This is a genomic window from Acinetobacter sp. YH16038, assembly GCF_013417275.1.
GTDB lineage: Bacteria > Pseudomonadota > Gammaproteobacteria > Pseudomonadales > Moraxellaceae > Acinetobacter.
The window spans coordinates 1-20877 of the sequence record NZ_VPEG01000020.1 but is presented as its reverse complement, the minus strand read 5'-3'; the positions used below and the strand labels follow the sequence as shown (position 1 = coordinate 20877).

The window sequence follows — 20877 nt, the reverse complement described above, 5'->3', positions numbered from 1 at the left end:
GCATCACCGGTCACAATTTCGAAAGGCTCAAAGAGTACTCGAAATTGACCGATGATGCAACAAGAACGTTAATTACTCAGCAGCTGCTTCAACAACTTCAACTAAAGTCCATGACTTAGTTTTAGACATTGGGCGGCTTTCTTTAATGGTTACAACGTCGCCAACTTTAGCTGTGTTGTTCTCATCATGAGCATGTAATTTTGTTGAACGGCGGATTGATTTGCCATACAACGGGTGTTGAACACGGCGTTCGATAAGAACAACGATAGATTTTTCCATCTTGTCGCTTACTACTTTGCCTGTTAACGTGCGGACTGTATTTTCACTCATTGTCCGTTCCCCTGTTTTTCGGTAAGGAGGGTCTTGATACGAGCAATAGTCTTGCGAGTCAATTGCACTTCGTGCGATTTACCCAATTGACCAGTTGCTTTCGCCATACGAAGACGGAATTGGTTTAGCTGTTGCTCATCAAGCAAAGCTGTCAACTCTTCTACCGACTTTTCACGTAGATCTTTAGTTTTCATTACATTACCGTCCGAGTCACGATAGTGGTTTTAAACGGAAGTTTAGCAGCAGCAAGCGTGAACGCTTCGCGAGCTAGGTCTTCGTTAACACCATCAATTTCGTACAAGACTTTACCTGGTTTGATTTGGCAAACCCAGTATTCCACAGAACCTTTACCTTTACCCATACGCACTTCAAGTGGTTTAGAAGTAATTGGCTTGTCCGGGAATACACGGATAAAGATTTTACCACCACGTTTAATACGACGGCTAATTGTACGACGCGCTGCTTCAATTTGACGTGCAGTCATTTGACCACGTTCGATTGATTTAAGTGCGATAGTACCAAAAGATACTGAGCTACCGCGGTGAGCTAGACCAGTGTTACGGCCTTTTTGCACCTTACGGAATTTAGTACGTTTAGGTTGCAACATGGATTATTCTCCTTTTTCAGCAGAACGATCATTGCGACGACCACGACGCTCTTGACCTTCACCACGACCGCGACCGCGTTTAGCTGGACGTTCTTCAGCTGGAGCTGGGTTCATGACTTGTTTCATGCCACCCAAGATCTCGCCACGGAAGATCCAAACTTTAACACCAATCGTACCGTAAGTAGTCTCAGCACGCATAGTCGCGTAGTCGATATCTGCACGAAGAGTATGTAGAGGTACACGACCTTCACGATACCATTCAGTACGAGCAATCTCAGCACCACCTAAACGGCCTGAAACTTCTACTTTGATACCTTTCGCACCAGCACGCATAGTGTTTTGAACCGCACGCTTCATAGCACGACGGAACATTACACGTTTTTCCAATTGAGAAGCGATAGCTTCAGCAACTAGACGCGCGTCTAAGTCTGGACGATCAATTTCGTTGATACTTACTTGCGCAGGAACACCCATAATAGATGTTAATTCGCGTTGTAATTTCTCAATGTCTTCGCCTTTTTTACCGATTACGATACCAGGACGAGCAGTGCTAATAGTTACTTTAGCAGCGCCTGTTGGACGTTCGATAAGAATATTGCTGATCATTGCATTCTTAAGTTTTTTAGTTAAAAACTCACGAACTTGCAAATCTTTAAGCAAGTATTCAGCGTATTGTTTCGGACTCGCATACCAGTTAGCGTTATGACGTTTCACAACACCTAGGCGGATACCGATTGGATGAACCTTCTGACCCATATCAAACCCCTACCTTAACGGTGATGTGACAAGTACGCTTAGTAATACGATCTGCACGGCCTTTAGCACGTGGCATAATACGTTTCAGGCTCATGCCTTCATCAACGTAGATCGTAGAAACTTTAAGGTCGTCTACATCTAAACTGTTATTATGTTCAGCGTTTGCAATTGCAGATTCCAACGCTTTCTTAACCAATACTGCAGCTTTTTTGTTGCTGAAGTTTAAGATGTTAAGAGCGTGCGCAACAGATTTGCCGCGGATAAGATCTGCAACCAAACGAGCTTTTTGTGCCGAGATAGCGGCACCGCGTAATTTAGCAGTTACTTCCATCATAGCACCTATTAACGTTTAGATTTCTTGTCAACACCGTGACCACGGTAGGTACGAGTCGGTGCAAATTCACCAAGCTTGTGTCCAACCATATGTTCAGAGATGATCACTGGAACATGGTTACGGCCATTGTGTACAGAAATTGTTAAACCAACAAAATCCGGGAGGATCATCGAACGACGCGACCAAGTTTTGATCGGCTTACGGTTATTAGCCGCGATAGCCGCTTCAACCTTAGCGAACAAGTGCGCATCGACGAATGGGCCTTTTTTCAGAGAACGAGGCATTGTCAGATTCCTTTACTTGTTACTTAACGCGACGGTCGCGAATAATCATCTTAGTCGTACGCTTGTTGGTACGTGTTTTGTACCCTTTAGCTTTTTGACCCCATGGGCTTACAGGTTGAATACCTTTGTTACGCCCTTCACCACCACCGTGTGGGTGATCAACTGGGTTCATCGCCATACCACGAACGGTAGGACGAACACCACGCCAGCGTGATGCACCAGCTTTACCTAGTGAGCGAAGGTTGCTTTCTGAGTTAGATACTTCACCTAACACAGCGCGGCATTCAACATGAATTTTACGCATCTCGCCTGAACGAAGACGAACGATAGCGTAAGAACCGTCACGACCCAACAACTGAACAGAAGTACCAGCTGAACGAGCTAACTGCGCGCCTTTACCGATTTTAAGTTCGATGTTGTGAAGAGTAGAACCGATAGGCATGTTGCGAAGTGGCAAGCAGTTACCTGGACGGATTGGAGCATCGTTACCAGATTGAACTGAATCACCAGCGCGTAAACCTTTAGGCGCGATGATGTAGCGACGTTCACCGTCAGCATACTTCAACAACGCAATGTGCGCAGTACGGTTTGGATCGTATTCAATACGCTCAACTACAGCTGGGATGCCGTCTTTGTTACGTTTGAAGTCGATTAAACGGTAGTGTTGTTTGTGACCGCCACCAACGTGACGAGTCGTAATGTGACCGTTGTTATTACGGCCGCCAGTACGTTTTTTAGCTTCAACTAGTGGAGCATAAGGCGCGCCTTTGTGAAGGTGATCATGAACCACTTTCTCTACAAAGCGACGTCCCGGAGACGTTGGCTTACATTTTTGAATAGGCATAGTTTTCGTCCTTATTCCGCTGCGCTTTCAGCGGCATCGCCCAAGTCAGCCATTTCAACATCTTGGCCAGCTTTCAGGGTGACGTATGCTTTTTTAACATCAGAACGACGTCCTAATGTTTTACCAAAGCGTTTAGTTTTACCTTTAGTGATCGTAGTGTTAACTTTAACAACTTCTACACCAAACAATTGTTCAACTGCTTTTTTGATTTCAAGTTTGTTTGCATCAAGTGCAACTTTGAATACTTGAACACCAGCAGTTTCACCTAAAACTTGTGCTTTTTCTGAGAAAACAGGTCCTTGCAGGACTTGATATAAACGTTCGTTGTTCATCCGAGTTCTACCTCAATTTTCTTAGCAGCAGCTACAGACATAACAACTTTATCGAACGCGATCAAGCTAACAGGATCGATTGCAGTCGCATCAACCACATCAACGTGTGGAAGGTTACGAGCAGCTAGATACAAGTTCTCATCAACAGCATCAGTAACGATCAATGCACGAGTAGCATTCAAGTCGTTAAGTTTTGCAAGCAATTCTTTAGTTTTTGGAGCTGCAACAGCAAACTCTTCAACTAGAACTAAGCGATCTTGACGAACAAGTTCAGCCAGGATGCATTGCATAGCACCGCGGTACATTTTACGGTTTACTTTTTGAGACCAGTCTTGTGGACGAGCAGCAAAAGTTTTACCACCGCCAACCCAGATTGGGCTACGAATAGAACCAGCACGAGCGCGGCCAGTACCTTTTTGACGGAATGGTTTTTTACCACCGCCAGAAACGTCTGCACGTGATTTCTGAGCTTTAGAACCTTGACGACCACCAGCTAAGTAAGCTGTAACAACTTGGTGTACAAGAGCTTCATTAAATTCACGACCGAACGCAACTTCTGATAATTCAACAGCAGAGCCGGAAACAGTATTTAAATTCACGTTATTTCCCCTCAGGCCTTGATCGTAGGACGAACAGTTACGTCGCCACCAGTAGCGCCAGGAATCGCACCTTTAACTACTAGAACTGAACGTTCTGCGTCGATAGATACAATTTCAAGACCCTGTACAGTTACGCGTTCAGCACCTAAATGGCCAGCCATTTTTTTGCCTTTGAACACGCGACCAGGAGTCTGGTTTTGACCTGTAGAACCTAGAACACGGTGAGAAACAGAGTTACCGTGAGTAGCGTCTTGAGTACGGAAGTTCCAACGCTTAACACCACCTTGGAAACCTTTACCTTTAGACTGACCAGTTACGTCAACAATTTGACCCACTGTGAACAGATCTACACCGATAGTAGCGCCAACTTCACGACCTTCAAGCTCAGCTTCTGAAACGCGGAATTCTTGAACCAGACGACCAGCAGCAACACCAGCTTTCGCGAAGTGACCTTTCTGAGCGTTAGTTACGCGAGATTCGCGACGTTCACCAGTAGTGATTTGAATCGCTTGATAACCATCAGTTTCAAGCGTTTTGATTTGAGTGATGCGGTTAGGATCAACCTCAATCACTGTAACAGGCACAGAAACACCAGCATCTGTAAAGATACGTGTCATACCGCACTTGCGACCGACTAAACCAATAGCCATGTGCATAAACCTCTAAAAAAGCGGCCTAATTAACTTAGAGCGTTAATTAACCCGAAAGCCTTAACCCAATGCGATCTGAACATCAACACCAGCTGCAAGATCTAACTTCATCAATGCATCTACAGTTTTGTCTGTAGGTTGAACGATGTCGATCAAACGTTTGTAAGTGCGGATCTCGTATTGGTCACGCGCATCTTTGTTAACGTGTGGTGATGTTAAAACGTTAAAACGTTCAATGCGTGTAGGCATTGGAATTGGACCACAAACTTGTGCGCCAGTACGTTTTGCTGTTTCTACGATTTCTTGAGCTGATTGATCAATAAGACGGTGATCAAAAGACTTAAGACGGATACGAATTCTCTGGTTAGACATACCAGTTAACTCCAAGCCAAATATATAAAGAATCACTCTTGACGCATCTCACCCCACTATTTTAAGGCAAGTGTCAAGAGCAGTGAAATATCACTAAGGTCGTGATCGATGCCACGACTGTAACGATAGTTAACTACTTTCTTCGCAGTTAACCCCCTTCCTCTCGAAGGGTCGCTTATTATAGCCATTGTTTATTGCATAAGCAAATCCCTTTTACGGTTTTTCTTGCTGTATTTCAATTTATTCGGGAAATCAATTGTTTATTTTTTACTCACTAGGCTGTTTTTTCCAAAACATACTGAATAGCTTGATTTAGTATTTGATTTCCTTGGATAAAATTATTTTTGGTTGTTCTTTTCAGTTGTTGTATGTCCTGTACATATTTTCCAGAAAATTGTGAAATTTCTTCTTCATTTTCCAAAAACAGCTTTAAAGTTTCCGGGGTGATTTCCGGATGAAACTGGAACCCCAAGACATTCTTGCCGAGTTGATACATCTGATTACGACAGGCTTCATTTTCTGCCAGATGAATTGCTCCTTTAGGTAGTTCAAAGGTTTCACTATGCCACTGCATAATTTCAAACTGTTCAGGTAAAATAAAACAATCCTCGGGTACATACGCGACTTTCCGTACCGTGGTCCAGCCTAACTCCTGTTCCTGGTTTCGGCTGACGGCCGCACCCAAGGCATTGGCAATCAGCTGCCCGCCTAAACATAGGCCAATCGCCGGTTTGCCTTGAGAAAGATAACGGCGTAACCAGCGTTTTTCGATCTTGAGCCATGGATAATTTGCTTCATCATTGACGCTCATAGTGCCTCCCATGATGATCAGTAAATCAACTTCTTCAACTGCTGGTAAAGCTTCTATATCGAGTGGACGATCGACGGGTAAAGCAAAGAATTCAGTCGCAGTAATTTGCGCCTGATGCTGCTTTAAAAAATCAATACAACTACCAAAACCCTCGCCAGCAATATGCTGAAAATAATGTACTTTTAACTGCGACTTCATGCGCCCAAACCTTTTGTTGTAGCTCTCTGATTTTAGGTTTTGCAAAAATGAAGCCAACTTTTTAGCAATGTCAATTTTTTCAACATTTCACAACATAACTGGCAGCAATAATGAGATTCTCTTAAGCTAAAGCAATATTTGATTACATTTAAGAGCATTCACGTGAAAAAAAATCCTCAAACAGCGCTGATTCATGCACCACGAAAGGCCCCGCAATATATTTCCAGTATTCAACCTCCCCTGTTTCGTGCATCCACCATCATCTTTAACAATACTGATGCCCTATTTAATCGCCACTGGACTGATGACTATGACTATAGCTATGGCACGCATGGTACACCGACGACATTTACCTTAGGCGATAGCATTGCCCAGATCGAAGGCGGTCAATATTGCTTGCTGGCACCGAGTGGTTTATCCGCGATTAATCTCGTGAATTCTTGTTTTTTAAGCCAAGGCGATGAAGTGTGGGTTGCAGATAATATCTATGGTCCAAACATGGAACATTTACGTAATCTGGAAAACCGCTATGGTATTCAGGTCAAAGTCTATAATGCGATAGATGCGGATACTTTTCAGCCCTCGGAAAAAGCCAAACTACTTTGGCTTGAAGCGGCGGGTTCCGTGACTTTAGAATTTCCCGATTTAAGTCGCTTGGTCAAGAAAGCTCAAGCTAACAACATTCTCACTGCGCTGGATAATACCTGGGGTGCAGGTCTTGCCTTTAATGCTTTTGATTTCGGCAATGAACACTTAAGTGTCGATATGACCGTGCATGCCCTGACTAAATATCCAAGTGGTGGCGGTGATATCCTGATGGGTTCAGTGGTTACCCGCGATAAAGAATTACATCACAAATTGTTCCGTGCCCATGCCATTCAGGGTATTTCAGTATCAGGTGATGATGTCGCTCAGGTACAACGAAGTCTGGCATCGATGCAACTCCGATATGAACATCAATCACAAAGCTGCTTAACTTTATTAGACTGGCTCAAACAGCAACCAGAATTTGTTCAGGTCTTACATTCGGCTGATACTGACAACGCAGGTCATGAATACTGGAAAGAAATTTGCAAGCAAGGACACAGTGCCGGACTGGTCAGCGTGATTTTTGACAATAACTACAAGTTGCAAGATATTCGCAATTTCTGTGACAGCTTAAAACTGTTTAAGCTTGGCTTTAGCTGGGGTGGTCCTGTCAGTCTGGTCATGCTATATAACTTAAAAGAAATGCGTGTGCTTGAACATTCACATTTGAAAGAGGGTTTTCTGGTCCGTTTCTGTATTGGGCTAGAACATCCGGAAGATCTGATTCAGGATATTAAACAGGCTTTAAAAGTCTTAGCTTAAATATAGACATAAAAAAATTGGGCAAATTGCCCAATTTTTTACATTATCGTTTCGCTTTACTTAAAGTAATCATAGCTTACAGAAACAGTCTCTCCTGCTTTTGGTAAAGCCGTTCCATAAAATACTAAGCTTACTCCAGAATTACTATAAACTAGATCAAAGCCTTGTCGATGTGTTGTATCACGCCCAACATTCTGACCATTTACTGTCACCTTAACAGTTGAAGGTACTGGTACCTGTTTTAAACTAAACTGACTTGCAAGACCAGTTGCTACACGGATAATGTCATCAAATACCACATTCCAGCTTGTAGCATCAGCACAAATTGAAGCAGAAGCCCCACCAGTCAAACGTGCAATCTCTTTAAAGTGCCCTCCTCCTTCAGCAGATCCTCCTTGACCATTACATTCAAATCCTAATGTACTCCAAGAAGTTGTAGGATCTGCAAAAGTTGGACGGATATGATCAGATGTACCCACAATCGAAAAGTAGGTAGTGTTTGTAGACAAGAAATAATTTTTATAATCATTAAAATCTCGTCGTGTATAGTTACTATATACAGGACTGTACTGCCAATATGTTTCATTTTCAGGCTCATCTGAAACAAACACTACTAAATTTTTCACATTTGGACGATCAAAACCAGTCAAATCTGCTTCACGAACGCAGTAAAAACCTGTTTCAGTAGCTGAATCATAAGTTCCAGGTTGAGCCAAGGTAGCCCACTCTTGCTCTGCATCTGGTGTATTTCTATCAATAAAATTAGTCGTTTTATCTTTTAAAGTTCTAAGCGACTTACATGCATACGCATCCTGCGTATTCACTGCTAAACGATAATCTACACCTGCTTGATTCAATGATTTAAAGAACTGTGCAGCACCATTAGCCAAGTTACGCTGTTCTTCAGACATTGAACCTGAAGAATCAATATTCCATAAAATGTCAACCGCATTTGCAGATTGTGTTGTTTGAGTAAAAGTTTCTTTTGCTGTAGCCACTTCAATAACCGCATTGCTACTTAAAGCACTAGCAATATTCAAATCACCATATACTTGGTTAACTTGATCACTATTACTCGCTACGTAAGTATTTCCCCAAATATAACCTGATTGGTTTGCAAGCCAAAAAGATAAATTGAGACGTAATTTTTTATCACTTGCTTGTACGGCTACAGGAGTAGTAACAGATGAATTTGAATTTAATACAGATAACAACAGGTCACGAACTTTAGTCAGTTCATTGGCATTAGAAAAATCAATATCCAAGATTACATTAACCACTTCACCTTGAGCATTCGTAGATACACGATTAGTTAAAATATTGACTTTTGCATTTTGCTGGATAAGAGCATTAGTAAATGCAGCTAAATAGAATTTACTAAATTCATCTAAATTTTGATTTAATACAACTGATCTCACTTTCGCTTGATTCTGTGCCGATGAAGCAGTTAAATCAACCTGTGAAGCAAATCCAGCTGCTTTTGTCACATTATCATCTAACAATAAAACAGTCCGACCTGATGTTAATGCTGTCTCTGTAAAATATTTAGGATTCACTTCACCAAAAACTGCAATATTTGCCTTTTCACTTACTACAGTTGCAACATCTTGAATAGTAGTAAGCGTTTCGCCTGGCTGTTCTGGTGGAACTGGATCAGTAGGCTTTGTAGATATTGAGCTATCTGAATCACCACCACATGCCGTTAAAAATACAGATGTTCCCACTAACATTGCTAATAATTGTTTGTTAAGTTTCATTTACACCCTCTAACCGTTTTCAAACTATTTAATAAAAGCTATTAAATTAAAATTTTATTTTTCATAATGTTATTAAAAATAAAATGAATGGTGAATATTACAAAAAATGAATACAATTTCAACAATAAAGTCAAAATACCTTAACATGTAACACAATAAACCAAAAAAGAGACTTAAATCACAAATCCCTGCATAAGGGAAATTTAAGTATTCCAAAAGACAAAAATTTATATAGAGGTTTTCAAGTTAATGAATACACCGATCATTATTGCTAAAAAAACCAGTGATACCACGCAAGATATTGTGCTGCATTCACAGCTTGCCAACCGTCACGGACTGATTGCCGGCGCGACCGGAACCGGCAAAACGGTAACCTTGAAAGTTTTGGCAGAAAGCTTTTCTCGCATTGGTGTACCCGTGTTCCTTGCCGATGCCAAGGGAGATGTTTCCAGCCTGGCCAAGCCAGGCGAAAGTAATCCTAAGTTTGATGAACGTATTAAAAGCCTGAATATTGACTCAATTCCTTTTGAAGCTTCGCCGGTCGTATTCTGGGATCTGTTTGGTGAACAAGGCCATCCGATCCGTACTACGATTTCCGAAATTGGACCACTCCTCCTTGCCCGTATCCTAAACCTGAATGACACACAAGAAGGAGTACTGTCCGCCGTCTTTCGGATTGCTGATGATCAGGGCCTGCTACTGATCGACTTTAAAGACCTGAATGCCATGCTGAGTTATGTCAGCGAACATACTGCAGACTTTAAAGCGGAATATGGCAATCTATCGCCTGCCAGCCTCGGTGCGATTCAACGCAATTTATTGGCACTTGCGGATCAAGGCGGGGATAAATTCTTTGGCGAGCCAGCACTAGACCTGATGGATTTCCTGCAAACGGATAGCCAAGGCCGCGGCAATATCAATCTGCTGGCTGCCGACAAGCTGATGAACACACCGAAGTTGTACGCCACTTTCCTGTTATGGATGCTGTCAGAGTTATTTGAACAGTTACCAGAGGTGGGTGATCTGGACAAACCGAAACTGGTGTTCTTCTTTGATGAAGCCCACCTACTCTTTGATAATGCCAGCCCCGCCCTGCAGGAAAAGATTGAACAGGTGGTGCGTCTGATCCGCTCCAAAGGTGTGGGGATTTATTTTGTCACCCAGAATCCACTGGATTTACCTGAAAGCGTATTAGGACAACTCGGCAACCGTATTCAGCATGCTTTACGCGCTTTCACACCTAAAGACCAGAAGGCAGTCAAAACGGCGGCGGATACCTTCCGTGCCAATCCAGAATTTAAAGTACAGGAAGCGATTACTGAACTTGCTGTAGGTGAAGCGCTGATTAGCTGTCTGGATGAAAAAGGCATTCCGCAAATAGTAGAGCGTGGCTGGGTCATGCCGCCGCATTCATCCTTTACACCGATCTCGCTTGAAGAACGCAAGGCTCTCATGCAGCAAAGTATTGTCGCCGGTATTTATGAGCAGCCAGTCGATCGGGATAGCGCCCATGAAATGCTGCAAAACAAGGTCGCAGAACGCCAGCAACAGGCTCAGGCCGCCGAACTTGCCAAACAGCAAAGCAAGGAACAGGAAGCTCTTGCCAAGCAGCAAATTAAAGAACAGGAACGTCTGGCACGAGAACAGCAAAAAGAAGCTGAACGCGCAGCCAAGCAACGAGAAAAACTGACTCAGGATATTGTCGGCACCTTTGCCAAAAGTGCAGCACGTAGTCTAGGTGGTAGTACCGGACAGAAAATTGTGCGTGGTCTATTAGGTTCCCTCTTCGGGCGCAAATAACCTTCCTTTCTCCGATCGAAAACATCATTTTTATGGGATATTTTTATATCCCATAATTTTTTTATGGTTTTATGCTTTTACTATATTGTAAAAGCACTTTATAAGATGTATTTTAAATACATCTTATAAATAACAGCCATGAGAGATCAGCTATGACTCCACAGCAAATTGACCTTGTAAAAGCCACTGTTCCTGTACTTCGTGAAAATGGGGTTGCCCTGACCGGTTATTTCTATAACCGCATGCTAGGCAATAATCCTGATTTGAAAGAAACCTTTAACATGGGACATCAACGCAGTGGAGCTCAAGCACAAGCCTTGGCAGGTGCGGTTCTGGCTTATGCTGAAAATATCGAAGATCCATCTGTGCTGTTACCCGTGGTTGAGCTGATCGCACACAAGCACGTGAGCTTAAACATTAAGGCACCGGACTACGGTATTGTTGGGGAAAACCTTTTACATTCGATCAGTGAAGTGCTGAACATTTCGATGGATGATCCACTGATTGATGCTTGGGCTGCAGCGTACGGTCAACTGGCGGATCTGTTCATTGCCACTGAAAAAGCGATCTATGATCAGCATGAACAGACTAAAGGCAGCTGGTTAGGCTGGCGCAACTTCAAGATTGCCAAGAAAGTCGTGGAAAGTGACGAAATCACTTCTTTCTACCTGGCTCCAGTCGACGGCGGTCCATTACCAAAATATGAAGCCGGCCAATACATTTCAGTACGTGTATTTGTACCTGAGCTGAACCTGAGACAGCCACGCCAATACACCCTGTCAACTTGCCCACAAGCAGACTACCTGCGTATCTCGGTGAAACGTGAAGACCAGAAAGGCGACATGGTTCCAGGTTGGGTATCGAATACTTTACATAGCCTGCCAGAAGGTTCAGAAATTGAAGTCTCTGCACCAACAGGTAACTTCTACCTGATTGATCCGAATAAACGTAATGTGTTCATCAGTGGCGGTGTAGGTCTAACTCCAATGGTAGCCATGCTGAACCAGCTGGTGACTCTGGATATGCCGCAGCCTGTGACTTTCATCCATGCCTGCCGTAGCAAACAGGTTCATGCGATGAAACAGCATATTCATGACTTGAAAGCCAAATATCCACGTTTAAGCACAATGACTGCTTATGAATTCCCGCACCCAAGCGATAAACTGGGCGAGGATTATGATGTTGCCGGTCGACTGGACTTAAGCACTGTAGATAGCGCATTATTACCAGCCAATGCAGACTACTATCTCTGTGGCCCAATGCCATTTATGGCTGAACAGCAAAAAGCGCTCGTCGCTCGCGGAATCCCTGCTGAGAACATTCATAGCGAAGCCTTTGGCACAGGTGGTGTACGCCACTAACTGCTTCTTCAGCTTAAAATAAAAACAGAGGGTTAGTCTGGTATGCTAGACTAACCCTAATTTTTTCATCAAAAACATCAGTATTATCATGCAACTGAATAAATTTACTGACTATGCGCTGCGCATACTGATGTATGTTGCGCAACCCCGCGATCTGCCTTACACGATTGCCGAGTTGGCGGAGCACTTACAGATTTCACAGAACCATGCCATGAAAATTGTCTACTTTATGGCGAAACAGGACTGGCTCATTACCTCTCGCGGTAAAGGCGGTGGAATCCGTCTTAATCCGGCTGCCCTGAAAGTTCAGCTCGGACAGATTGTGCGTATTCTGCAACGTGACAACCAGATTGTGGAATGTAATGATCCACCCTGTGTATTACGTACCAATTGCGGATTAAAAGGCATTCTGGATCAGGCTGTGGAGCAGTTCTACACCAATCTGGATCAATATATTCTGGGTGATGTCGTTGAACCGACCAAGGAACATTTTAGTATCCAGTCACCAATTAGCCTGATCAATCTCTAATACCCTTATTCTATTGGGCAATTCTAAAGTTCGCTTGCCCGCCCGACTTCCTTTATAATAGCTTCTTGTATAATTAGTCATTGAAGTTGAGCCATGCATCACAGCAGAGGAAAGTCGAAAAACAGTAAGGCATCAAATGCCCCAAAGCAAAAGATCAGCTATGAAAAAAAGGTCGATCCAGCCATTACTGAATATTCGGTACAAGCCCTCAACTGGTTACGCAAAGCTGAGTTCCTGATGAGTGCACCCAAGCTCAGCTTGTGTGTAGAAGATACCGGTTATGAGGTGGCTTTTGCTGGCCGTTCCAATGCGGGTAAATCGAGTGCCATCAATGCCCTGACCAATCAGAAACAGTTGGCCCGTGCGTCCAAAAAACCAGGCCGTACCCAGATGATCAACTTCTTTAGCCTTGGCAATCCGGATCAGCGTCTGGTCGATTTACCGGGTTATGGCTATGCAGCGGTCCCAGAAGCCATGAAAATTGTCTGGCAGAAAGAACTGGAAAACTATCTGATTCACCGCAAGAGCCTGCAAGGTCTGGTGTTGCTGATGGATATCCGTCATCCGCTACAACACTTTGATGTGATGATGCTGGAATGGGCGTATTCACGTAAATTATTCGTACATGTGCTGCTGACCAAAGCCGACAAGCTGAACCGTGGCCCTGCTTCGAAAGCGCTACAAGAAGTGAAAGCCAAACTGAAAAAGATGAAGCTGGATTTCTCGATTCAACTGTTTTCTTCTCTAAACAAGCAAGGTCTGGAAGAACTGGCCAGTGTGATGGGCGGGCGTTTGAACTTCACTTTGAATCAAGCACCTGAATTTGATCTGGACAGCATTCCTGAAGCTTCAATGCATGATTTAAACGAAGCTGATGAACCAATTGAATTATTAGAAGATGAAGATGAGACCAACAGCGCTCATGAAGTCAGTGCCAGTGAACTGAATGATCTGGACGCGCCTGTGGAAGTCGATCCAACAAAGATTGTCGAACAGGATCCACAAAAATAAGTCGAATGTGTTTCATCGGATAAAAGAATGTCCCGTATTGCCTGCTGCAATTCGGGATATTTTTTTCATACTGTCTTGATCAAGCAGTGATGGATTCACACCATGTCTTTACTTTCGCGCTTCAAAACAACAAGAATTGGCTCTTCCATTTCCTATTTTATCCAGCCTCGCAAAGTCAGCTTTGAATGGCAAGACACTCCAGTCGACTGGATTCCTGATCAGCCCTTTGCCAGTTACTTCGTCAATGAAATTAACAATATTCTGCCCGCGGGTGAACTCTGGTTCTGCCGTTTATATAACAAAGTCCTCCCCCAGATCACTGACGAAAAATTAAAGCATGATGTGCAGGCATTTATCCGTCAGGAAGCCATGCATGCCCAAGCGCATAATTCGGCCAATAAAGAATATTTATCTGAACGTCAGATTGATATCCAGCGCAATCTGCACATCATGCATTTCCTATTTAACAAGCTCCTAGCCGATCATCCATTCGGTCTCAAAATTCCTAAAATCTTAGAACACCAATGGGATCTGTTTCGTCTCGGTATCATTGCGACGATAGAACACATGACCTGTGTCCTGGGTAAATACGCACTCTACAATACTGAATGGGAACGTCTGGGTGCTGATCCGAATATGCTGGATCTGGTGAAATGGCATGGTGCTGAAGAAATTGAACATCGTAGTGTGGCTTTTGATTTATATCGTCACCTAGGTGGCGGCTATATTGCCCGTTATTATCTAAGTGTGGTGGTCATTATTGGTGTAATTGGCCTTTGGGTGGATGGTGCTGCACATTTAATGGCACAGGATCCACGCTTTAAGCCACTTAAACCTGCCGTATATAAACCTTGGATTTGGAAAGAATGGTTGCGTATTTCCCAGTTAGATAACCGCCTTCTGCCTAACCCGCTGTGGTTAGTATCCCAACAGCTCGGTTATTTAATGCCTTGGTATGATCCGGTGCATGAAGGCAGTACCGATGATGCGCTGCATTATCTCAACCATTCACAGGCAGCCAAACGCGCTACTCTCAAAGTCGCTTAAGCTTGCCTGTTATTACAATTTCTAACAGCAGGGATCGCTTCCCTGCTTTTTATTTGTCCTAAGATAGAAATATAACAATCATAATCAGGAGGGACTTATGCAAGCACGGATTTCTGTGATTACCCTCGGTGTGCTCGATCTGGAAGCTTCACTACGCTTTTACCGTGATGGACTGGGTTTTCCCAGTGAAGGAATTATGGGTGAAGAGTTTGAATATGGCGCGGTGGCATTTATTCAATTACAACCTAGTCTTAAGCTTGCCTTATGGCCACAGCGTAGTATCCAGCAAGATACCGGTCTGGAGCCAAGCCCAATCTGTCCGACGCAAATGACTCTGGGGCATAATGTCTATAGTCCCTTAGAAGTCGACCAGGCAATGGCACAGGCTGAACATGCCGGCGCTAAAATTATTAAACCTGCACACACGACTTTTTATGGCGGATATGCAGGTTATTTTCAGGATCCCAATGGTCATCTCTGGGAAATTATCTGGAATCCGGACTTAGATAAAGCTGAATTAGACAAAGATTAAACCGGCACTTCAGGCTCGCGGGTATGTCGATCTACCACCACACTAATCATCATATCGCCCTGCACGTTTACTACTGTACGTACGGTATCCAGCAGACGGTCAATCGGAAGTAGAATCGCAATCGCTTCAGCAGGTAAACCCACTGATTGCAGTACCATGATCATGGTGACCATGCCGGCGCTTGGAATGCCCGGTGCACCTAATGACGCAATCATTGCCGTGGCACAAACCACCAGCTGCTGACCTAAGGTTAAATCCAGCCCCATCAGATTGGCAATAAACAAAGCTGCTGCAGCTTCATAAAGTGCCGTTCCATCCATATTCAGCTGCGTGCCAAGAGGAATCACAAAACCGGCTGTTTGCGGACGTACGCCCAGGTTCTCCTGCGCGCATTTTAAAGAAATCGGCATGGTTGCCGAACTGGAGCTGGTGGCAAAGGCAGTAATTAATGCACTACGGGTGCCTTTAAAAAAAGTCAGCGGATTCATTTTTCCGAAGATCCAAAGCAATAACGGCAACACCACTATTCCGTGGAAAATTGTAGTGCCTGTCACCACTGCCGCAAACTCGGCCAGACGGCTCAGCACTGAAATATCTTCAGTGGCAATTAACTTGGCGAGTAATGCAAAAATCCCAATCGGTGCCAGTTTCATGATCCAGCCAATCATCAACATCATGATGTCAAAAAACTGGTGACTCAGCTTACGCACAGTACGGAAGCTGTCTCCACCTGCGACCAGCGCCACACCGATAAACAGAGCAAAAATCACAACGGCCAAAACATTGCCATCAGCAAAGGCCTTAAAGGGATTGATCAGGGTATTCTGAATAAAATTAGTAAAGAAAGACGACGGCGTTAAAGTATCAGGAGTCTGATGCTGAGCCATAGCATCCTGAAACATCACCACATCCACACCTCTCCCCACATTAAACAGATGCGCACAGGTTAGCCCTAAAATCAGTGCCAATGAGGTGGTGGTCACACAGCACAGCAAAGTAATTTTCCAGGTTCGACTCAGCTGCCCCCCCGCCTGCAGATTAGAGACCCCAACCACAATTGAGGTAAAAATCAGGGGAATCAAAATCATTTTCAGCAGGCCAATAAAAAGGCTGCTGGCAATTCCAATCCCGTACAGGCCGACATCAAAAAATGTGCTTTGCGGAAATAAAGTCAGTAAAAATCCAAACAGTACCCCCAATACGGCGGCAATTAAAATCTGCGTATTTAAGCTCATTTCACATGCATTTTTAATATTGATCTTAAGGGCACTATGCCATGCAAGTGCTGGAGAATCGAGTAATTTTTTATAAAGAGCCGTGCTTAAAAATGTATAAAGCCGGATCTGGGATCCGGCTTTATTTAAATTAAAAGTATGCTTTACTGGGTTTCAATTTCACGTAAACGGATCAGGCCTTCTTGTGTGGTACTGCAGACCAGCTCACCATTTTGCCACATGCGGCCAAAGTTCAGACCACGTGAACTGGCACTTTGAGTAGCATCCATGTCGTATAACATCCATTCATCTACCCGGAATGGTTTATGGAAATACATGGCATGATCAATACTGGCACATTGCAAGCTTGGAGACAGATAACTTAAACCATGCGGACGCAGCGCTGTGGTCATTAGGGTAAAGTCCGAATAGAAAGCAGCAATCGCCTGATGCAAGGAAATTTCATCCACTTCTGTAGCGATCTTTCCATGAGTACGGATATAGTGCGCATAATTTGGCGCTTCCGGTTGCGGCTGGAATGGATTCACTGGCATTACAGGGCGAATTTCGACATGACGGTCACGCATGAAAGACGCACGCACATTTTCCGGAATAAATTCAATAATCTGCCGGGTGAGCTCTGCTTCATTTTTCAGGCTTTCTGCTGGTGGATACTCAGGTTCTGAAATCTGATAGTTCAGACCTTCTTCCTGATGCGCAAAGGAAACCATACACATGAAAATGGTACGGCCATGCTGAATGGCGCGAACCTGACGGCTGACGAAACTTTTACCATCACGGATACGGTCCACTTCATAAATGATTGGTGCATTGACATCGCCACCAAACAGGAAATAGGCATGCAGTGAATGCGCAGGACGATCTGTGGTATAAGAGGCAGCACGTAGGGCCTGTCCCAGAACCTGCCCACCAAATACGCGCTTGCCTACCAGATTACGGCTAATTCCCCGGAAAATATTTTCTTCTAACTTTTCTAAACTGAGCAGCTCGACCAGTTCCTGTGTTAAGGCATTCATAAGCAACCTGTGTGATATTGGCAAGATCCAGAAGTGTAGAAATAAATCTATACAATTTATTCTGAATATTCTGCCATAAAATCCAAGCAATCTTCTAAAGATTGATTGACTGTTCTGTCAACTGCTCTTGCAACTTACTAGGAAAAACATCTGCTTTCGCGCTAAAATTGAACCACTTCGATTGAATTTGTCAGAAAATGACATATTGTTTGTTTTTATAATCAATCAAAATAAATTCCCTCAGAAATTCTGTAGTTTTGGTCAGTAAAATTAGGAGTAACTATGTCCAAGAGTGGCTTTGGTCAAATGTATCGCAAGCTTTCAAGTAAGCTACTTGATCTTGTGGTCACCCCGCATGTTCTTGGGGAAGTACCAAGTGAAGTGACAACTCCTACTGCTGACCAGACTCCGGCAGCACAGCAGAAAATCGTCTGCTATATTTTGCAGAATCATTCACGCAGTAATGCATTGGTGGTCGATGCGGAAACTCGCCGTTTAAACATGCCGCCCGCGCTTGACCCTCTACAGATTGGTGACAGCAAGGAAAAGGCTTCGGTGCTGTTCCTGCAGCATCATGATGAGAATAATCTGCTTAGCTCACCACCACATGCTTTTCCTCCACGCCTGTTACGCCTGATTGAAGTCCTAGAAAAAAATCCCGAACTGGATGTGGAACTGGTACCGGTGACTGTACTTTGGGGTCGTGATCCTGAAAAAGAAGATTCTTGGTTCAAGCTTTTATTTACCGATACCTGGTCTACGCCAAGCCGGGTCAAACAGCTGGTCAATATCGGTCTGCATGGTCGCCAGTCTTATCTGGAGTTTCATGAGCCACAATCTTTGCGCGCCCTCATGGAATTTGCCAAAGAAACTTATCCAAATTCAGCGCCAGCGACCTATATTGTCAGCCGTCTGAATGACTATTTGGATGCACAGCGTGAAGTGATCCTCGGCCCTGACCTGTCAGACCGCCGTAATGTGATGCATGGCCTGATTAAATCTCCGGATGTACAGGCGGCTATTCGTAACGAAAGTATCCGTAGCAAAATCAGTATGCTGGAAGCAGAACGTCGTGCCATTGGCTATCTGAATGAAATTGTATCGGACTATTCTCATTCTACCGTGCGTTTCGCCGATAAAGCCCTGACCCGTTTATGGACCCAGCTCTATGACGGCGTGGAAGTACATAATTTCAGTACCGTGCGTGAACTGGCCAAAGATTATGAAATTGTCTATACGCCATGTCACCGCAGTCATATCGACTATTTATTATTGTCTTATGTGATTTATCGTCGTGGTCTGATGGTGCCTTATATTGCGGCAGGCGATAACCTGAACATGCCATTTGTGGGTCAGATCTTACGGGGTGGTGGTGCTTTCTTTATCCGTCGTACCTTCCGCGGTAATGCACTCTATACCACCGTATTTAAAGAATATCTGTATAGCGTGCTGTCGCGTAATACCCCACTGGAATACTTTATCGAAGGTGGCCGTTCACGTACTGGTCGTCTGCTGCCACCAAAAACCGGCATGCTAGCCATGACCGTACATGGTCATTTACGTGGCAAAGCTAAGCCAATTGTCTTTGTTCCGACTTATATCGGCTATGAACGCCTGATGGAAGGTGGTACTTATGTCGGTGAGATGAATGGCAAGCCGAAAGAAGCAGAATCTATTTTTGGCATCCTGAAAACCTTGCGCAAAATTGAACGTATTTTTGGCAAGGTCCATCTGAACTTCGGTGAACCGGTATTTCTGGATGACATCCTGAAACAGCATGGTGCAGAACATATCAAAATTGAAAAGAATGATGATCCGATTCCGCAGCCAGTATCCGACGCAGTCAACAGTTCTGCCCAAGCCATTCTGGAAAATATCAACCGTGCAGTCGTGGTGAATCCGGTTTCACTGCTGTCACTTATTTTATTGGCAACACCGAAACATACGCTGGACGAAGAAATCTGTATCAAGCAGCTGGATACCTACCGTAATCTGCTGGTGGCTTTACCTTATGATGAGCGTATGCAAATTACCTCACTTTCAGGTAAAGAGATTATTGCCTATGCAATGAAGCTCAAGCTGATTAAACGGGTGAAACACGTTCTGGGCGATATCATTGCCATTGAAGATAATCAGGCCGTATTGCTGACTTATTTCCGTAATAACATCGTGCATAGCTTTGTATTGCCGTCCCTGATTGCGGCACTGGTAGAACACAATGGCATGATTCGCCGTGAAGATGCGATCAACGCTAGCAGTACACTCTATCCATTCCTGAAAGCTGAGCTATTCCTGAAATGGAAAGAAGACGAAATTCAGCAACATGTTGATGCTTATATCGATGCTTTACTTGCAACCAATCTGATCAGTGCAGATGGTGAAAATCTGGTAGCGCCAGCACCGAATACTGAAGCGCATCACCAGCTTGAAGTTCTGGCTGCTCCAGTAACCCAAAGTCTGGAACGCTATTACATGACACTGGCTTTGATCACCCAGCGTGGCCCAGGCAATATTTCAACCCGTCAGGTGGAAGAGCTGAGTCATCTGGTGGGGCAACGTCTTTCTGTACTGTATGAATTCAACTCGCCAGAATTCTTTGACAAGGCCTTGTTCCAAAGCTTTATCAAAGTTCTGACGCAAAAAGGCTATATTTGTACCAACGAAGACAATGCCATTGTCTATGATGAGCAGCTGACCAATGTTGCGCAGTATGCAGATCTGGTACTGGATGAAGTGAAGCTGCAAATGCTGCATCACATCACCTCCTTTACCGATGAAGAGTTGAAAGAAGCACTAGATGCGGTTGCGGCTGAACAAGCCAAGAAACGTGCGAAACGCAAGAAAAAGTAAAGTTTACTTAAAGAAAAAGAGAGGTTTTGGCCTCTCTTTTTTTGCTTGAGAATTAGGGTGTGTTGACACTTTTAGCTTAAAAAAATAGCGAAGTAGTAAAATCAAATCACCAAACCCAATTTTACTATTCGCTATGCCTCGTACCATGCTGACAGATCAACACTGGCAAAAGTTGAAAGTTATTCTGCGTAATTTATCCATTCACCAGAACTCAAATTTACGCAATTTTATTGAAGCTATTCTCTATAGAATTAGAACAGGTTGTCCGTGGC

The 20877-nt window shown here is 43.9% G+C and carries 23 protein-coding genes and 1 pseudogene; 9 read left to right on the top strand and 15 right to left on the bottom strand.

The window, feature by feature from the left end; all coding sequences use genetic code 11:
* Positions 1 to 72 precede the first annotated feature (72 nt).
* From rpsQ to FTV34_RS10155, 12 genes and pseudogenes are all read right to left on the bottom strand, one after another.
* Positions 73 to 330 (bottom strand): 30S ribosomal protein S17, encoded by a 258-nt coding sequence (gene rpsQ / locus FTV34_RS10210; protein ID WP_004786913.1) that lies wholly within the window; start codon positions 328 to 330, stop codon positions 73 to 75.
* Positions 327 to 524, bottom strand: a complete 198-nt coding sequence (gene rpmC / locus FTV34_RS10205) for a 50S ribosomal protein L29 (RefSeq protein WP_004786915.1) — start codon at positions 522 to 524, stop codon at positions 327 to 329. Before rpmC ends, rpsQ begins: the two co-directional genes overlap by 4 nt.
* Positions 524 to 937 (bottom strand): 50S ribosomal protein L16, encoded by a 414-nt coding sequence (rplP, locus tag FTV34_RS10200; protein WP_004786917.1) that lies wholly within the window; start codon positions 935 to 937, stop codon positions 524 to 526. Before rplP ends, rpmC begins: the two co-directional genes overlap by 1 nt.
* Positions 877 to 1693 (bottom strand): annotated as a pseudogene (gene rpsC, locus FTV34_RS10195) (30S ribosomal protein S3). The gene rplP and the pseudogene rpsC overlap by 61 nt, the downstream one beginning before the upstream one ends.
* A 1-nt stretch (position 1694) precedes the next feature.
* Positions 1695 to 2024: a 50S ribosomal protein L22 gene (gene rplV / locus FTV34_RS10190; protein WP_001982638.1), complete on the bottom strand. Its 330-nt coding sequence runs from the start codon at positions 2022 to 2024 to the stop codon at positions 1695 to 1697.
* 11 nt (positions 2025 to 2035) lie between these two features.
* Positions 2036 to 2311 (bottom strand): 30S ribosomal protein S19, encoded by a 276-nt coding sequence (rpsS, locus tag FTV34_RS10185; RefSeq protein ID WP_004673001.1) that lies wholly within the window; start codon positions 2309 to 2311, stop codon positions 2036 to 2038.
* A 19-nt stretch (positions 2312 to 2330) separates the two neighbouring features.
* Positions 2331 to 3155 carry a 50S ribosomal protein L2 gene (gene rplB, locus FTV34_RS10180; RefSeq protein WP_005233738.1) on the bottom strand — a complete coding sequence of 275 codons (825 nt, stop codon included), beginning with the start codon at positions 3153 to 3155 and terminating at the stop codon, positions 2331 to 2333.
* 11 nt (positions 3156 to 3166) lie between these two features.
* Positions 3167 to 3487, bottom strand: a complete 321-nt coding sequence (rplW, locus tag FTV34_RS10175; protein WP_004786923.1) for a 50S ribosomal protein L23 — start codon at positions 3485 to 3487, stop codon at positions 3167 to 3169.
* Positions 3484 to 4086 (bottom strand): 50S ribosomal protein L4, encoded by a 603-nt coding sequence (gene rplD / locus FTV34_RS10170; RefSeq protein ID WP_004786925.1) that lies wholly within the window; start codon positions 4084 to 4086, stop codon positions 3484 to 3486. The genes rplW and rplD overlap by 4 nt, the downstream gene beginning before the upstream one ends.
* A gap of 11 nt (positions 4087 to 4097) precedes the next feature.
* On the bottom strand, positions 4098 to 4736 hold the full coding sequence (gene rplC / locus FTV34_RS10165; RefSeq protein ID WP_005233737.1) for a 50S ribosomal protein L3: 639 nt from the start codon (positions 4734 to 4736) through the stop codon (positions 4098 to 4100).
* Positions 4737 to 4796: 60 nt separating this feature from the next.
* Positions 4797 to 5108, bottom strand: coding sequence for a 30S ribosomal protein S10 (gene rpsJ, locus FTV34_RS10160; protein ID WP_000070912.1), 312 nt, complete (start codon positions 5106 to 5108; stop codon positions 4797 to 4799).
* A gap of 274 nt (positions 5109 to 5382) precedes the next feature.
* Positions 5383 to 6117 (bottom strand): type 1 glutamine amidotransferase, encoded by a 735-nt coding sequence (locus tag FTV34_RS10155; RefSeq protein ID WP_180070079.1) that lies wholly within the window; start codon positions 6115 to 6117, stop codon positions 5383 to 5385.
* Between the two features lie 162 nt (positions 6118 to 6279).
* Between FTV34_RS10155 and FTV34_RS10150 the strand changes: the two genes are divergently transcribed.
* Positions 6280 to 7467 (top strand): PLP-dependent transferase, encoded by a 1188-nt coding sequence (locus FTV34_RS10150; RefSeq protein ID WP_180070077.1) that lies wholly within the window; start codon positions 6280 to 6282, stop codon positions 7465 to 7467.
* Positions 7468 to 7523: 56 nt separating this feature from the next.
* Here FTV34_RS10150 and FTV34_RS17940 read toward each other — a convergent pair whose 3' ends face one another.
* Entirely contained in the window at positions 7524 to 9224 is a 1701-nt protein-coding gene (locus FTV34_RS17940; protein WP_228154820.1) for a hypothetical protein, read from the bottom strand.
* 249 nt (positions 9225 to 9473) lie between these two features.
* On the opposite strand from FTV34_RS17940, the gene FTV34_RS10140 reads away from it, so the two are divergent.
* The 6 genes from FTV34_RS10140 to FTV34_RS10115 all read left to right on the top strand — a co-directional run bounded on the left by FTV34_RS10140 (position 9474) and on the right by FTV34_RS10115 (position 15504).
* Positions 9474 to 11024 carry a helicase HerA-like domain-containing protein gene (locus tag FTV34_RS10140; RefSeq protein ID WP_180070075.1) on the top strand — a complete coding sequence of 517 codons (1551 nt, stop codon included), beginning with the start codon at positions 9474 to 9476 and terminating at the stop codon, positions 11022 to 11024.
* A gap of 152 nt (positions 11025 to 11176) precedes the next feature.
* On the top strand, positions 11177 to 12385 hold the full coding sequence (hmpA, locus tag FTV34_RS10135; RefSeq protein WP_004786935.1) for an NO-inducible flavohemoprotein: 1209 nt from the start codon (positions 11177 to 11179) through the stop codon (positions 12383 to 12385).
* Between the two features lie 88 nt (positions 12386 to 12473).
* Positions 12474 to 12914 carry an Rrf2 family transcriptional regulator gene (locus FTV34_RS10130; RefSeq protein ID WP_180070073.1) on the top strand — a complete coding sequence of 147 codons (441 nt, stop codon included), beginning with the start codon at positions 12474 to 12476 and terminating at the stop codon, positions 12912 to 12914.
* Positions 12915 to 13007: 93 nt separating this feature from the next.
* Positions 13008 to 13925: a ribosome biogenesis GTP-binding protein YihA/YsxC gene (gene yihA, locus FTV34_RS10125; protein WP_125278969.1), complete on the top strand. Its 918-nt coding sequence runs from the start codon at positions 13008 to 13010 to the stop codon at positions 13923 to 13925.
* 102 nt (positions 13926 to 14027) lie between these two features.
* Entirely contained in the window at positions 14028 to 14972 is a 945-nt protein-coding gene (locus FTV34_RS10120) for a metal-dependent hydrolase (RefSeq protein WP_180070072.1), read from the top strand.
* Positions 14973 to 15069: 97 nt separating this feature from the next.
* Positions 15070 to 15504, top strand: coding sequence for a VOC family protein (locus FTV34_RS10115; protein WP_180070071.1), 435 nt, complete (start codon positions 15070 to 15072; stop codon positions 15502 to 15504).
* On the opposite strand, the gene FTV34_RS10110 is transcribed toward FTV34_RS10115, so the two are convergent.
* Both FTV34_RS10110 and FTV34_RS10105 read right to left on the bottom strand, forming a co-directional pair.
* The gene (locus FTV34_RS10110; protein ID WP_004786945.1) at positions 15501 to 16739 is read right to left on the bottom strand and encodes a dicarboxylate/amino acid:cation symporter; all 1239 of its coding nucleotides are present in this window, start codon (positions 16737 to 16739) and stop codon (positions 15501 to 15503) included. The genes FTV34_RS10115 and FTV34_RS10110 overlap by 4 nt on opposite strands.
* Before the next feature lie 143 nt (positions 16740 to 16882).
* Entirely contained in the window at positions 16883 to 17755 is an 873-nt protein-coding gene (locus FTV34_RS10105) for an acyl-CoA thioesterase II (protein WP_166135531.1), read from the bottom strand.
* Between the two features lie 282 nt (positions 17756 to 18037).
* Here FTV34_RS10105 and plsB point away from each other — a divergent pair, with 282 nt between their 5' ends.
* Together plsB and FTV34_RS10095 are read left to right on the top strand one after the other, a co-directional pair.
* Positions 18038 to 20605, top strand: coding sequence for a glycerol-3-phosphate 1-O-acyltransferase PlsB (gene plsB / locus FTV34_RS10100; RefSeq protein WP_166135528.1), 2568 nt, complete (start codon positions 18038 to 18040; stop codon positions 20603 to 20605).
* Between the two features lie 133 nt (positions 20606 to 20738).
* Positions 20739 to 20877 (top strand): transposase (locus tag FTV34_RS10095; RefSeq protein WP_180070070.1); only part of this gene is annotated, 139 nt, incomplete at its 3' end.